The 12899-nt window shown below is 61.1% G+C and carries 14 protein-coding genes and 2 pseudogenes; 7 read left to right on the forward strand and 9 right to left on the reverse strand.

Annotated elements, in window-relative coordinates; genetic code table 11:
* Positions 1-202: 202 nt before the first annotated feature.
* Positions 203-1546, reverse strand: a complete 1344-nt coding sequence (locus tag ATY79_RS02275) for a GAF domain-containing protein (protein WP_088702901.1) — start codon at positions 1544-1546, stop codon at positions 203-205.
* Positions 1543-2022 carry a pyridoxamine 5'-phosphate oxidase family protein gene (locus ATY79_RS02280; RefSeq protein ID WP_245312293.1) on the reverse strand — a complete coding sequence of 160 codons (480 nt, stop codon included), beginning with the start codon at positions 2020-2022 and terminating at the stop codon, positions 1543-1545. Before ATY79_RS02280 ends, ATY79_RS02275 begins: the two co-directional genes overlap by 4 nt.
* A 278-nt stretch (positions 2023-2300) precedes the next feature.
* Here ATY79_RS02280 and ATY79_RS02290 point away from each other — a divergent pair, with 278 nt between their 5' ends.
* Genes ATY79_RS02290 through ATY79_RS02300 form a run of 3 tightly spaced genes read left to right on the forward strand, consistent with a single transcriptional unit; the run spans position 2301 to position 4320 of the window.
* Positions 2301-2762 carry a cupin domain-containing protein gene (locus ATY79_RS02290; RefSeq protein ID WP_088702903.1) on the forward strand — a complete coding sequence of 154 codons (462 nt, stop codon included), beginning with the start codon at positions 2301-2303 and terminating at the stop codon, positions 2760-2762.
* Between the two features lie 56 nt (positions 2763-2818).
* The gene (locus ATY79_RS02295) at positions 2819-3664 is read left to right on the forward strand and encodes an arylamine N-acetyltransferase (protein ID WP_088702904.1); all 846 of its coding nucleotides are present in this window, start codon (positions 2819-2821) and stop codon (positions 3662-3664) included.
* Between the two features lie 38 nt (positions 3665-3702).
* Positions 3703-4320 carry a YceI family protein gene (locus ATY79_RS02300; RefSeq protein WP_088702905.1) on the forward strand — a complete coding sequence of 206 codons (618 nt, stop codon included), beginning with the start codon at positions 3703-3705 and terminating at the stop codon, positions 4318-4320.
* 91 nt (positions 4321-4411) lie between these two features.
* Here ATY79_RS02300 and ATY79_RS31230 read toward each other — a convergent pair.
* A pseudogene (locus ATY79_RS31230) lies at positions 4412-4602 on the reverse strand (oxidoreductase); the annotation flags it as partial.
* A 415-nt stretch (positions 4603-5017) separates the two neighbouring features.
* Here ATY79_RS31230 and ATY79_RS02310 point away from each other — a divergent pair.
* Positions 5018-5368: an MbcA/ParS/Xre antitoxin family protein gene (locus tag ATY79_RS02310; protein WP_088702906.1), complete on the forward strand. Its 351-nt coding sequence runs from the start codon at positions 5018-5020 to the stop codon at positions 5366-5368.
* 5 nt (positions 5369-5373) lie between these two features.
* Positions 5374-5871: an RES family NAD+ phosphorylase gene (locus ATY79_RS02315; RefSeq protein ID WP_088703019.1), complete on the forward strand. Its 498-nt coding sequence runs from the start codon at positions 5374-5376 to the stop codon at positions 5869-5871.
* A 285-nt stretch (positions 5872-6156) separates the two neighbouring features.
* Here the strand turns inward: ATY79_RS02315 and ATY79_RS30365 are convergent.
* Positions 6157-6277: pseudogene (locus tag ATY79_RS30365) on the reverse strand (MFS transporter); the annotation flags it as partial.
* Between the two features lie 69 nt (positions 6278-6346).
* Here ATY79_RS30365 and ATY79_RS02320 point away from each other — a divergent pair.
* Positions 6347-7558, forward strand: a complete 1212-nt coding sequence (locus ATY79_RS02320; protein ID WP_088702907.1) for a TIGR03862 family flavoprotein — start codon at positions 6347-6349, stop codon at positions 7556-7558.
* Positions 7559-7598: 40 nt separating this feature from the next.
* Here ATY79_RS02320 and panB read toward each other — a convergent pair whose 3' ends face one another.
* Together panB and panC are read right to left on the reverse strand one after the other, a co-directional pair.
* Entirely contained in the window at positions 7599-8420 is an 822-nt protein-coding gene (gene panB / locus ATY79_RS02325; protein ID WP_088702908.1) for a 3-methyl-2-oxobutanoate hydroxymethyltransferase, read from the reverse strand.
* Complete coding sequence (panC, locus tag ATY79_RS02330; protein ID WP_088702909.1) at positions 8420-9295, reverse strand: pantoate--beta-alanine ligase; 876 nt, start codon at positions 9293-9295, stop codon at positions 8420-8422. The genes panB and panC overlap by 1 nt, the downstream gene beginning before the upstream one ends.
* A gap of 446 nt (positions 9296-9741) precedes the next feature.
* Between panC and ATY79_RS02335 the strand changes: the two genes are divergently transcribed.
* The gene (locus tag ATY79_RS02335) at positions 9742-10407 is read left to right on the forward strand and encodes a J domain-containing protein (protein ID WP_088703020.1); all 666 of its coding nucleotides are present in this window, start codon (positions 9742-9744) and stop codon (positions 10405-10407) included.
* A gap of 22 nt (positions 10408-10429) precedes the next feature.
* On the opposite strand, the gene ATY79_RS02340 is transcribed toward ATY79_RS02335, so the two are convergent.
* The 3 genes from ATY79_RS02340 to ATY79_RS02350 all read right to left on the reverse strand — a co-directional run bounded on the left by ATY79_RS02340 (position 10430) and on the right by ATY79_RS02350 (position 12802).
* A complete protein-coding gene (locus tag ATY79_RS02340; RefSeq protein ID WP_088702910.1) occupies positions 10430-11425 on the reverse strand; it encodes a Tim44 domain-containing protein in 996 nt (331 codons plus the stop codon).
* 90 nt (positions 11426-11515) lie between these two features.
* The gene (locus ATY79_RS02345) at positions 11516-11974 is read right to left on the reverse strand and encodes a YbaK/EbsC family protein (RefSeq protein ID WP_088702911.1); all 459 of its coding nucleotides are present in this window, start codon (positions 11972-11974) and stop codon (positions 11516-11518) included.
* 54 nt (positions 11975-12028) lie between these two features.
* Entirely contained in the window at positions 12029-12802 is a 774-nt protein-coding gene (locus ATY79_RS02350) for a DeoR/GlpR family DNA-binding transcription regulator (protein WP_088703021.1), read from the reverse strand.
* Positions 12803-12899 lie beyond the last annotated feature (97 nt).

Here is a 12899-nt window from a genome sequence, read left to right on the forward strand (position 1 = left end):
GGGCATCTACCCCTTGAACATAATCGAACCAAAGACCTGACGGCTCTCGACGAGACTGTCGAGCACGACCCCTCCTGATCGACAGCGGGCGAAAACCAATTCTTTCTGGCAGCGATGCCGATTGCAACCCGAAACAGGCTATCACCTTCTCTGAGACTGGCTCGCGATGCGAATTGCCTGCCGAGATTTCCGTGGCTCACGGCTAATCGCCTGCAGTCGCGTCGAGAATGAGAGGTCCCTCCGCTTCGAGCCGGACGCGACCTCTGCCGGCGCGCACGAGGCGTATGGGCGCGCGCTTTTCTTCGAGCCGGCGACGCAACAGCAGGAGCCGGGTTTCGAGATTGTCCTTGATCTCTGGCATGCGGGCACCGGCCGCCAGCCGCATTTCCCGGTTTGTGAATTCGCTCCTGCCGTCGTTCAGATGCCATTCAAGCATCAGGCGCAGCAGCGTGCCGGCAACGCCCTTCACTATGTAGGTACCGTCGATGAACACGCTGTCATCGAAGCGGTGATGGGCGATGCGAACCTCCCGTCCGGCAGCGGGTTCAAGCAATGGTGTTACCTGTCTGGTTTCGGCGACAGCGGCCTCCCGTTCGCTGGCTCTGAGAGCGCTGGCGGCCTGTCCTGCCAGGATTTCGAGAGCGGCCTCGTCTTCTTCACGGAAGGCGAGCCGCTGCGTGCTCTCGATGAAAAGCACGCCCGTCACCGTGCCGCGGGCGGTCATCGGGACTGCGATCTGGCTCATGGCCATCGGCAATTGCGGGAAAGCGATGGTGCGCGTCGTATTTTCAGCCCCTTCCGCCTCCAGACCGATCGCTTCGCCGAACCGGCGCACGCGGCTCATGTCGCTGACCTTGATTGTCTGGCCGCCCGTTGCCGCAGCGCCGATCAATCCCTCGCTACCGATGATTTCCGATCCAAGGCCAGACCGCTCGTAGCCGATGCTGCCGGTGGTGATCAAGCAGCCGCGATAGTTGTCCTGGATAAGCACAAGCGCATTACTGTATCCGAGAACGCGCTGGACGCTCCCGAGCAGGCTGTCGATGATTTCATCGGCCTCCGCCTGTTGCTCCATGGCCTTGATCGCTTCCGAGAGAGCAGGAAGGCTAACGGGCGCACGGCCGGCCATAGCCGGCGCTGTCTCAACCGGCGAGGGAACCTTTTCGATCCCGTGCACGCGGAAAATGTCGGCGCTCCTGAGCCGCATGACGTCCGACATGCCGACCTGCACACTGCTTGCCCTAAGCTGGCGCGCGATCTTGTCGAACAGTGCGCCAGCATCGACGGAACGCACGAAACCGATGTCGAGCAGGAACTGGTCACCGGTAAAGCCGTCAACGAGGATCAGCGTAACCTTGGGATTGGCGCGGATATTTGCCGCCGTCTTGGCGAAGAACTGGTTGGAAAGCGCGACATGCTCCTCATCGACCCGCACCACATGGGAAAGATAGGAAATGTTGGGCATACCATCGGCCGAGGCGGTCGCGATGATGGAGGGGATGACACCTTCGAAGCACGCAGAAAGATCGGAAAGCCGCAGGTTCATTGGGACCTCGCGCCGGCCAGCATGCCGGCGAGCGGGCCGGGTGTCTGAATATAGATTTCGCTGATCGCGAACCGGGCGACCCGCGCCTCGCGCGCCGTCAGCCATGGCGCGATAAGGGGCCGGGACACGCCGAGGGATTCGAGCTCGTCCGTCGCGGCAGCAATGAAACGGCCGGCGCGATCAAGGTCGGACGTTTCCGTGCTGCGCATGGTGGCAGAACCTTTCAGCTGGAAGCTCACATAGTCCGAGGGGCTGACGAAGGTGGTAGCAATCCGGCTGGTCTTGCGGATGCAGGGTTCGAGCCGTGGCCACTGCCAGGCGGAAAAGATGACGTCGATTGTCTCGCGGTCTTCCAGGAGATGGAAGCCGACGCCGCGTCCTGCCGAAGGACGGCCGGTTTCGTCGGCCACCGCGATGATGCACATCAGTGGCCGATTGAAAAAATCGAGGAGCCTGTCATCGAGCCTCACTGTCATCCCCCATTGATTGTCCCTGCTCTTCTTAGCAAACTTTTAGGATATTCGGCACGACTTGCACATTCATTTAGGAACGCCGGTTTTCACGGTGGGCTATAGAACGCCGTACCGGCTGGACGGCCTGGACAACCATCATCTGCCCGTCTTTGGCGGCCTCGGCCACCAGGCGAAGAACATCGACGCCCGCTCCGCATGCCGGAGCGCGGCACGGATTTCTGCGTCCTGCCGCAACAGCGAAGCATCGGCGATCGATGCGATCCGAACCTGGAGAAAGAAAGATGAATAAGTTCATCTGTGCGGCGGTTTCGCCGCCGGAGCATGGGACGCCTGCGATGGCGTTCGGTCAGCACGTCATCCGCATGATGGCGTCAAATACTGGCGGTTCACTCGGCATGTTCGAGGCCTTCGTCCTGGCCGGCGAAGGCCCGCCTCTGCATGTGCACGAGCGCGAGGACGAGTTCGTCCGGGTCCTCGCCGGCCGCTTCGGCTTCTGGTGCGCCGGCGACTATGTCGAACTCACGGAAGGCGGCTGCATCGCGCTACCGCGCGGCGTGCCGCACCGTTTCCGCAATGTCGGGAAGACTAAGGGCCACCTCATGGTCGTCGTCACACCGGGCGGGTTCGAAAGCTTCTTTCCGATCGTCGAACTCTGCAAACCCGAAACGCCCGATGAGATCGCCTCGGTGGCCAGGGACTTCGGCCTGACCTTCCCGCCCGAAAACGACCGCAAAGTCGCCTGAACCACCCCAAACACACAAGCGGAACCTGAACAACGATCTCGAAAGGAGACCGAAGGATGACACATGTATCTTCGAACGAAAACGGAATGAGCCTGACAGCCACGCAGCTCGATGCCTATCTCGCCCGGATCGGGGTCGAGCGGCCATTACGCCTCGACATCGGCAGCCTGTCGCAGCTGCACCGCGCCCATCTCATGAGCTTCACCTGGGAGGCGCTGGACGCCTTCATGGGATGGCCGTCTGCGATCACCCCGGCTGCGGCCTTCGCCAAGATGGTCGAGAAGCGGCGCGGCGGCTGGTGCTACGAGATGAACGGCCTCTTTGGCGCAGCACTTGCAGGGCTCGGCTTTTGTGTGACCCGTCTTTGCGGCGGCGTCGACAGGGAAAGGCTCGGCGACATCGCCATCGGCAATCATCTGACGCTGCGCGTCGACCTCGACCATCCCTATCTCGCCGAAGTCGGCGTGGCGGACGCTATCATCGAGCCGGTTCCGCTTGCCACCGGGCCAATCAGCCAACGCGGCTTCGACTTCTCGATCATTCCGGTGGACGGCGGCTGGCTGCGCTTTAACAACCATGCGCGGGGCATCGCGAAAAGTTTCGATTTCCGGCCCGACCACAGCGACGAAGCCGCGATGGTCGCAACGCAAGACTGGCTGATGCGCGATCCCGGCTCTCCGTTCACCAATGCGCTCGCGCTCCTGCGGCACACGGCAGACGGCTATGTCGCCCTCCAGAACAACTGTTTGCGCCGCGTCACGGCAAACAGCCTCATTGAGCAGCGCATCACCAGCGCCGACCATCTCGCCGACACGTTCGAGACCGTATTCGACCTCGATATTCCACAGCCCGGAAAGGTCTGGGAGCGCCTCCAGGCCATCGGCCGCGAAAAGGCCGCCTGAGCCGATACCCCGCATCCATTCAATCCGAGGAACCATCCATGCTTCGCATAATCGCATTTGCCCCTGCTCTTGCCTTGAGCGCGACCATCGCCCTTGCCGCCGCCACCGATCCGGCGCCGGGCGGGGCGTATAAGACTGACCCCTCGCATTCGAGTTTCAACTGGTCGTTCAACCATTCCGGCCTGTCGCGCTACACCGCGCGCTTCACCAAAGTCGATGCGCGGCTCGACTGGAAGCCGGAAAAGCCGGAAACCTCCACGCTCTCGGTCACGATCGATCCGCTTTCGATCCGCACCGACTACCCCTGGCCGCAAAAGGTCGACTTCGACGCGGAAATCGGCGGAGAGGAGACCTTCCTGGCAGCCAAGCCGATCACCTTCATTTCCAAGACGATCCACGTGACGGGCGCAAAGACCGGCACCGTCGAAGGCCTCCTCACCTTTCGCGGTGAGACGCATCCTGCAACACTCGACGTCACCTTCAACGGTTCGATGGCCGAGCACCCGATGATGGGCGTCCCGAAGATCGGCTTCTCGGCAACCGGTAGGATCCACCGCAGCGAATGGGGATTGGATTTCGCAATCCCCGAACTCGGTGACGTCGTCACCTTCGCCATAGAAACGCAAATGGTGCCTGCTGATTACTCATTCCAGTGAAATTAGCCGCGCACCGTATCGCACCGGAATCGGAAAAAATCCTGTCCCGGCACAGGCCATCCCGCCCCGCGTCAGACGGCTGAGGAATGAGCCGGAACAGGATTTCTGTGATATCGACACCGTCAGGCTCGTTCACGGCAGAGGCGACCGTGCGGATAGCAATCTTGCCGACGAACGCAGAGCGAATTTCGTGGCGCAGCCGGCGGTGGCGCCCGGATCGACCACATGGCCGCGGACGCAAGACACGTTGACGATGTGCCCCGACTTCTGAGCCTTCATGTGGGAAGGGCCGGCGCAAAGCCAAAGATGCGTGAGCTGCTTCGCACCAATCTGTGATGGTGACGGCGGGACGACCGACCGCCCGCGCAACGCTGAAGTTCAGGCAGATGCGCGAGAATCCACGCCTTGAGAGGACCAAGCCCGCTGGCTATTTGCCTGTAGCCCACTTGCACGTCATTATTCATGCCGACCGAGAGGCTTGTGTCGACATTATTCGCCATCCCCGGTCGGCAAGGCAGCCCCGCGTCCCTCAGTTGCTCGAGGTCGGGCAGGTTGCGCAGCGTCTCGCGCCCAGACACCGATTTGAAATGCTTGGGCGTCACCTAGGGGTGATCCCTGATCCTGTTGCCTCTTGAATGCCAGATTTTCTGACGCTATTTTGTGTCAGCATCAATGGCAATATTACGGGAGTGTACCGATGAGCCTCATCCAGTATGCGGACCACGGTCTGTTCGAGCCCAAGAAGATCGCGGACACCTTGCGGACCACGATCGAAGAGGTCGCACGCACGGCCGGGCTCGGCAGGGATGCCGTGCAGCGCAAGGACAGGCTACGTTCGGATAAGACCCAGCGACGGCTGCGCGAGATGATCGAGATCGTCAACAAGGTAGAGCCGCGTTTCGGATCGGCCTTGATGGCCTATGCCTGGTACAGATCGGAACCGCTGCCCGGCTTTTCGGGCCAGACGGCCATGCAACTGGTGCGGGACGGGCGCGCTGAGGACGTGCTCGACTACATCGACGCGGTCGACGCGGGCGTTTACGCTTGATCGTTTTGGGTCGCTATTCCGGTAAGCTCTACCGGGCCATCAATCCCGTCTATGCCCGCGACCCGATGTCGGGTCGCGGCGCCGCGCTCTATGGGGGCCGGTTCAATCCGAAGGGAATGCCGGCGCTCTATGTATCGACCTCCATGCTCACCGCCTTGAGGGAGGCCAATCAGGTCGGTGACCTGCAGCCGACGACGCTGGTGTGCTACCGCGCGGACATAGAGACGATCTTTGATACGGGCGACGCGCAGGCCCTGGCGGCGGCCGGCTTCGACGCCGCCGCGCTGGCAGATCCCACGTGGCGGGACCAGATGCGTGCGGGCGGTGAGGTGCGGACGCAGCGCTTGGCGCGTGATCTGATCGCGCGGGGGTATAACGGTCTCGTCGTTCGCAGCTTTACTAAAGGTGCCTCCGCCTCCGACATGAACCTGGTGCTGTGGAAATGGGGGGCGACAGCGCCATCGAGGCTCGAGCTGATCGATGAAGAGCATCGGCTGATCTGACGCATTGACGTCGGTGAGATGCTTGGGAGACCGGGTACCGTGAGACGTGGCACGATAGTTTTCCCTCGGAAAACTCCGGGTCGAATTCATCGTGGAGGAGAATTGTCCAATCCATCGCCGCTAGATGATTTCAAGAGTTACGTCTCGTCGTTGCGTATCACACGTTTGGGAGCGTGTTTATGGATGATAGTGTTGGAATGAGGAAACAACGCCATCTCGATTTCGGCAGTCAGTCAAAGCTAGGTTTTCGCCATATACTTCTCTGGGCCTACAGGAAATTTCACCGCGACCGTTCGCCACCAGCCAACGCGGTGATTCCTTCAAACCAGCACAACGGGATCATCAGGACCGCGGCGACGAGGCCGACGACGAACATCGCCTTCCATCCGCAAGCCGGAACAACGAAGATCCTCTTGCGCATCGTGCTCACGCAGTCCATGAGACGTCCCTCGATATTGATCCCGGGCGATTTTTGATGGTGAAGAAGCAAATCGCGATCTTCGGCGGCGGTCCAGCGGGTCTGGCGGCTGCAGAAAGTTTGTCTTTTCAAGGACATGCTGTCACGGTCTATGACGCGATGCCGACAGTCGCGCGGAAGTTTCTTCTTGCCGGCAAATCCGGGCTCAACATCACCCATTCCGAGGATTACGAGAGCTTCGCGTCACGCTTCGGCACATCAAACGACCGCCTGCGCGAAGCACTGGACAGCTTCAGGCCGTCCGATGTCAGAGCCTGGGCAGCGGGACTTGGTGCCGAGACATTCGTGGGATCGTCGGGGCGCGTGTTTCCGACGGCCATGAAGGCTTCACCGCTTCTTCGCGCCTGGCTGCGAAGACTTGAGGCCCAAAACGTCAAGATCCTGACCCGCCACCGCTGGATAGGGTTTTCAAATGGCGGCTACCTCATTGAAGGGACCGGTGGCGTTCATGTGGTTCAGCCGGACGCGGCACTTCTCTCGCTCGGCGGGGCGAGCTGGCCCCGCCTCGGCTCCGACGGACGCTGGCTACACTGGCTCAGGGAGAAGGGCATTTCTGTCGATGACTTTCAGCCCGCCAATTGCGGCTTCGATGTCGATTGGAGTGAGCATCTGCGGGGCCGATTTTCAGGCGAGCCCGTCAAATCGGTCACGGCATCCTCGTCGGCGGGAACGATCCCGGGAGAATTCGTGATCACCCGGCATGGCATCGAGGGCAGCCTCGTCTACGCTCACGCAGCCGCATTGAGGGACAGCTTGATGGCCGGCAAAGCCGCAACATTTGACGTCGACCTGATGCCCGGACGTACAAAAGAGCGCATCGCCCATGAACTTGGAAGACAGGATCCGAAGGCAAGTCTGTCGACCCGGCTGCGAAAGGCCGTCGGCATCGACGGCGCAAAGGCGGCGCTCATACGCGAGCTTTCCGGCACCACAAACCTTGGCGATCCCCGTCAACTGGCCGGTCTGATCAAGGCCTTGCCGATCCCCGTTCGCAGAACCCGCCCGATCGCCGAGGCGATTTCCACGGCAGGCGGCCTCGCATGGGACGAGGTTGACGGGAACTACATGGTGAAGGCGCTGCCTGGCCTGTTTGTCGCCGGTGAAATGATCGACTGGGAAGCGCCGACCGGCGGCTATCTGCTGACGGCATGCTTTGCCACCGGCCGGGCGGCCGCCCGTGGCATCGAGACCTGGCTCGGCCGGAGCTAGCTCGCTTCTGCCATTTCCCGCATCGACATGGCTGCCAACACTAGCGTTTCGGCTGAAACGTATGTTCCTTGGCCGGAAACTGGCCGGCGCGGACTTCGTCGGCATATGCCTGGGCGGCTTGCGACACCAGCGGGCTAAGATCGGCAAAGCGCTTGACGAAGCGCGGCTTGAAGTCGTTGAAAAGTCCAAGCATGTCGTCCGACACCAGAACCTGGCCGTCGCAGGCAGGCGACGCCCCGATGCCGATCGTTGGAACGCCGAGCAAGGCCGTGATATCGCGCGCGACAGGTTCGACCGTCCCCTCGACGACAACTGCGAAGGCACCGGCCTCTGCAACCGCCAGGGCGTCGCGCCTTATCTTTGCCGCCTCCTCATCTGAATGTCCGAGCGACCGGAAGCCACCTGCCGTATTGACCAGTTGTGGCATCAGGCCGACATGGGCGAAAACCGGGACACCTCGCGTGGTCAGGAAGGCGATCGTCTCCGCCATTTCCTCGCCGCCCTCCAGCTTGACGCCATCGCAGCCGGTCTCCTGCATCAGCCTGACGGCGTTGCGAAACGCCTGCTCTTTCGATTCCTGGTAGCTGCCGAAGGGCAGATCGACGATGACGCAGGCATGCGACACGCCGCGCATGACGGCGCGGCCATGGGCCGCCATCATGTCGAGCGTCACGCCGACCGTCGTTTCCATGCCGTAAAGCACCATGCCGAGGGAATCGCCGACCAGAAGAAGATCGCAATGCTGATCGAGCAGGCGTGCGATCGGCGTCGTATAGGCCGTCAGGCAGACGACCCTGTCCTTGCCCTTCATCGCCCGGATCGCTGCCGTCGTCAGCCGCTTCTCTTTGCCATGGGTGCTCACTATGCCGCCCTCGAACTCTTGCCTGATTTGATACCGATTATCTTGTTGTCGAGAAGCCGCGTCGTCCCGATGCGCACGAAGAGCGCGACAACGGCAGGGCCCGATTGCAGTGAGGACAGGCGCTCCAACGTTTCAGGATGGCGTACGGCAACCACTTCGGGCGTGGCAAGCGGCTCTGTCGCGATGAACCTTCTTAACGCCGCCTCCAATTCGTCAGGGCTGTCGCAACCCTTGGCATAAAGCCGCTCGGCCTCTGCAAGGGCATTCGGTACGACGACGGCTGCTTTGCGCTCGTGCTCATCGAGGTAGACATTGCGCGATGAGCAGGCAAGCCCATCGGCCTCGCGCACCGTCGGCACGGCAACGACCCGAACCGGTTGAGCAAGATCCTCGACCATCCGCTTGATGAGCGCCACCTGCTGGTAGTCCTTTTCGCCGAAATAGGCCCGATCGGGCTGCACGAGATTGAAGAGCTTCGTCACCACGGTCGCCACCCCGGCGAAATGTCCGGGACGCACCTCCCCTTCCAGCTGATTTCCGAGCGTCGGGACATCGACCACCGTCAGCATCGGGCGCGGGTAGATTTCGCTGACCTCAGGTGCAAACAGGATATCGACGCCGGCAGCTTCGAGCATCGCACTGTCGCGCGCCAGATCCCGCGGATACTTGCCCAGATCCTCATTGGCGCCAAACTGTAACGGATTGACGAAGATCGAGACCACGCTGACCTCGTTTTCGGCGCGGGCGCGGGAGACCAGCTCCATGTGACCGACATGCAGAAATCCCATGGTCGGCACAAAGCCGATCGTCTTGCCGTCGCGCCGGTCGGCGCCAAGCTGAGCGCGCAATTCCGCTATCGTGCTGATAATGCGCATAAAACCTCCTCCGAATTCCTCTGGCAATTAAGCGAGCCGGACAAATGGTGGCGGATAGAACGCGATTTGACGAAAACCGTCAACGCAGGCGGCCCCATTATAACGATTAAGCACTCAGCTGGGCACACGTTATTTGCCGTGCGGGGGCGAAGCGAGCGGGGCAATTTGGCAGGCCCCTTTTGCATCCGCCTCGCATGGAAGGCGACTGCAATGGGCTCCCCTGGTGACCCAAACGCACCTCATGTGGAAAAAGTCACCGGGGGGGCTTTGCCGCGCCAATCTGCCTTAGGATGATCGTCAGGCGGGGCTGCCGATCTGCGTCGCCTCGTGTGACTTTGTTTATTCTTTTTGTCCAAACTCCGCCCCAGTGATGGTAGAAGAAGGCCGCGATGGACGAATGCCCTTCAAGGGTGTCACGGCAATGTCCGAACAGTGACGGAGGGATGGTGACCAATCCTTATGAGATTCTCGGCGTCCGGCGAGATGCGACCGATGACCAGATCAAGGCGGCGTATCGGCGTCGCGCGAAGACAACGCATCCCGACTCCGGTGGCGATCCCGAAGCATTCAGCCGTGTGCGGAAGGCTTACGAGCTGTTGTTGGATCCAGTCCGCAGGAAGGTCTTTGACGATACTGGCTACGACGTCGAGCTTGCAGATCCCATCGACCTGCAGGCCCTTATGGTCATTGAAAAACTGGTCAATCAGCTGACCCTGGACGAGCGCGAGCCCGGCACGTTTGATCCGCTCGCCCGCATGCGATCCGATCTGTCGGAAGAGATGCGCAAGGCGCGTTTCAGCAAACGCGAACTCGAGCGCCATGCCTCACGCATCGAGCATCACCTGGAACGGCTGGAAAAGCGACCGGTGACCGACATTCTCGGCTCGATGTTGCGTGCCCGAATCAAGGCAATTTCGACCGCGATTTTTGAAACGGAAGCCAAGATCAAGGCCAGCGAACGGGCATGTGAGATGCTCTACGACTACACTTACGAAGTGGACGTTCAGGAAGGCGAGGAAGGTCTCGCCGTCGAAGATCAGTCAGCGCCGGCCTTGCGCAACAAGCGCGACGATCGTCCGCTTTGGGTCGTCCCGACGGCTCAAGAAGGGTGAAGGCACCGGCACCGCCGCGTGCTTACGCGGCGCGCTGTTCCGTACCCTGGATTGCGGCGAGCTTCCACTCGTCGCCTCCCCTGCGCACGAAGGTCCAGACTTCCGTCGTTTCCGTCGCTCGATGGTTGTCCCCGCTAACGAGCTTGCCGCTGGCGCGTTCGACGAGCGCGTCGATCGAGGAATAACGCATGGCGAGCGTCGCATAGTCGGCGCCGTCCTCGCGCCAGGCCTCGGCAATATCGCCCTGCAGCAGCTTGACGTTCGAGACATCGTTGCGCACGCCGTTCGTCGCATTTTCCCCGAGCTCTTCGGCGAGGTAGGACATGGCCTCAGGCGTCGTCAGGCGACGCAAGGTGGCGTAGTCTTCCGCCCCATAGGCGGTCTGCACGTCAGTCAGCAATTGCTCGAAGCGGTCAAGATCGCCTGGGCTCAATCCGAGTTCGTCATTCGGCTTGGCGTTCGCCTGCCGCTGTTGATAACCCGCCCCCGATCCAATCGACGGGATCTGAAACGACGCGCTGCCACCGGGGGCCATGTTGCTGGCTGTTGCGCGACCGGGACCACCGTAGGCCGGCTGGCGGCGGTTGGCGAAAAAGCGCATGGCAAAGGAAATCGCAATGGCGATCAGGGCGATCTGCAACAGCATGCCGAGGAAGCCGAAGCCGCCACCGAAACCGTGGCCGAGCAGCATCCCAAGAAGGCCGCCAGCGACAAGGCCGCCGATCATCGATCGGCCAAAACCGTTGAAAAGGCCCGGCCTCTGCATGCCGATCGGCTGCTGGCCGGCATATGGAGCGTTGGTTTGCGTGCGGGGCGTCATCGAGCGCTCAATGGGGGCAGCCGGCGAAGGTGCGGTGCTCGTGACGGGCGGCGCCTGGTAGGTCCGCGTGCCGCGGCTGCCGAACCCGAAGCTGCCCGCGCGGCGCGCATCCGCCTCACCGATCGAGGCAAATACGCTAGCGCCTGTCAGAACGGCAATCGCCGCAATCTTGGCAAAACGCGAAACGGCACGAGGCATCCAAATCTCTCCTGTCATGACAAACAACGCATGTCGGGAGCTTATATAGTGACTGCTTTGCCGGATTGAAGCTTTGTGATCAGACGATCTTTATTGGCAGACGTCGACCCAGGTCGCCCGGGTGAGTTCGGCCAGGCGTTGCGTCGAAATGCGAACGGCCGAATTGGTGGAACCGGCTGCCGGCACGACTTCATCGAACCGCCTCAGCGAAACGTCGCAATAAATCGGCAACATCCTCGGCAATCCGAAAGGGCAGACACCACCGACCGGATGGCTGGTAAGCTCCACGACCTCTTCGGGCCCAAGCATCCGGCCCTTGCCCCCGAAGGTATCCTTGAACTTCCTGTTGTCGAGCCGTGCCAGGCCGCCGGCAACGACCAGCATGGTTTGCTCACCGACACGCAGGCAGATCGTCTTGGCGATCTGGGCCGGATCGACCCCATGCGCCTCGGCAGCCAGCGCCACCGTCGAAGAGCTTTCAGCGGTTTCGATGATCTCGATATCGGGAGCATGTGCGCTGAAAAACGCACGGACGGTTTCTAGACTCATGCCTAAAAGCTAGCGCAGGATCAGCAGCAATTGAACCCTATAATTCCCGAGCGTCTATCCATGCGCTGATCCGGTCTCGATCAACTTCACGCTGTTTTCCTGACAGAGACGACGGATCGACGGCGTCATGCACCGGTCGGTGATGAACGTATGCACCTGAGACAGCTGCGCGATGCGGACGGGCGCAGTCCGCTCGAACTTCGTCGAATCGGCCACCAGAATGACGTGCCGCGCATTGGCGATGATCGCTTGCGCGACCTTCACTTCACGAAAGTCATAATCGAGCAGCGCTCCGTCCTCATCGATCGCGGATGCGCCGATAACGGCGTAGTCCACCTTGAACTGCCTGATGAAATCGACCGCAGCCTCGCCCACGATGCCACCATCGGAGCCGCGCACGACCCCGCCGGCTATGACGACCTCGATGGTCGGAAGCAGCCTTAGTCGGTTGGCAACGTTGATGTTGTTGGTGATGACCATCAACTCGTGATGGTTTATCAGCGCCTCGCCAACGGCCTCCGTCGTCGTGCCGATATTGATGAAAAGCGAAGCGTTGTTTGGGATAAGCCCGGCAGCGGTCACACCGATCGCCTGCTTTTCGGTGGCTGCAATCTGGCGTCTCGCCTCATATTTCACATTCTCGGTGCCGCTTGGAAATGTGGCGCCGCCATGAACGCGCGTCAAAATCTGTGCGTCGCAGAGATCGTTCAGATCCTTGCGGATCGTTTGCGGCGTGACGGAGAAATGGGCAGCCAACTCCTCGACGAAAACGCGCCCATTCGATTTCGCCATCGCGACTATATCCGTTTGGCGGTCGCTCAGGAACATGAGTTCGGTCTCTTTCACTTGTGTTTCGTTTGGCACGATGGGAATGCTAAACAGAGGCTCACGCGCGTGCAAGCGATCATGACGCCTCAAGGAAACG

Origin of the sequence: Rhizobium sp. R693 (assembly GCF_002211315.1) — a bacterium.
Classification (GTDB): Bacteria; Pseudomonadota; Alphaproteobacteria; order Rhizobiales; family Rhizobiaceae; genus Rhizobium.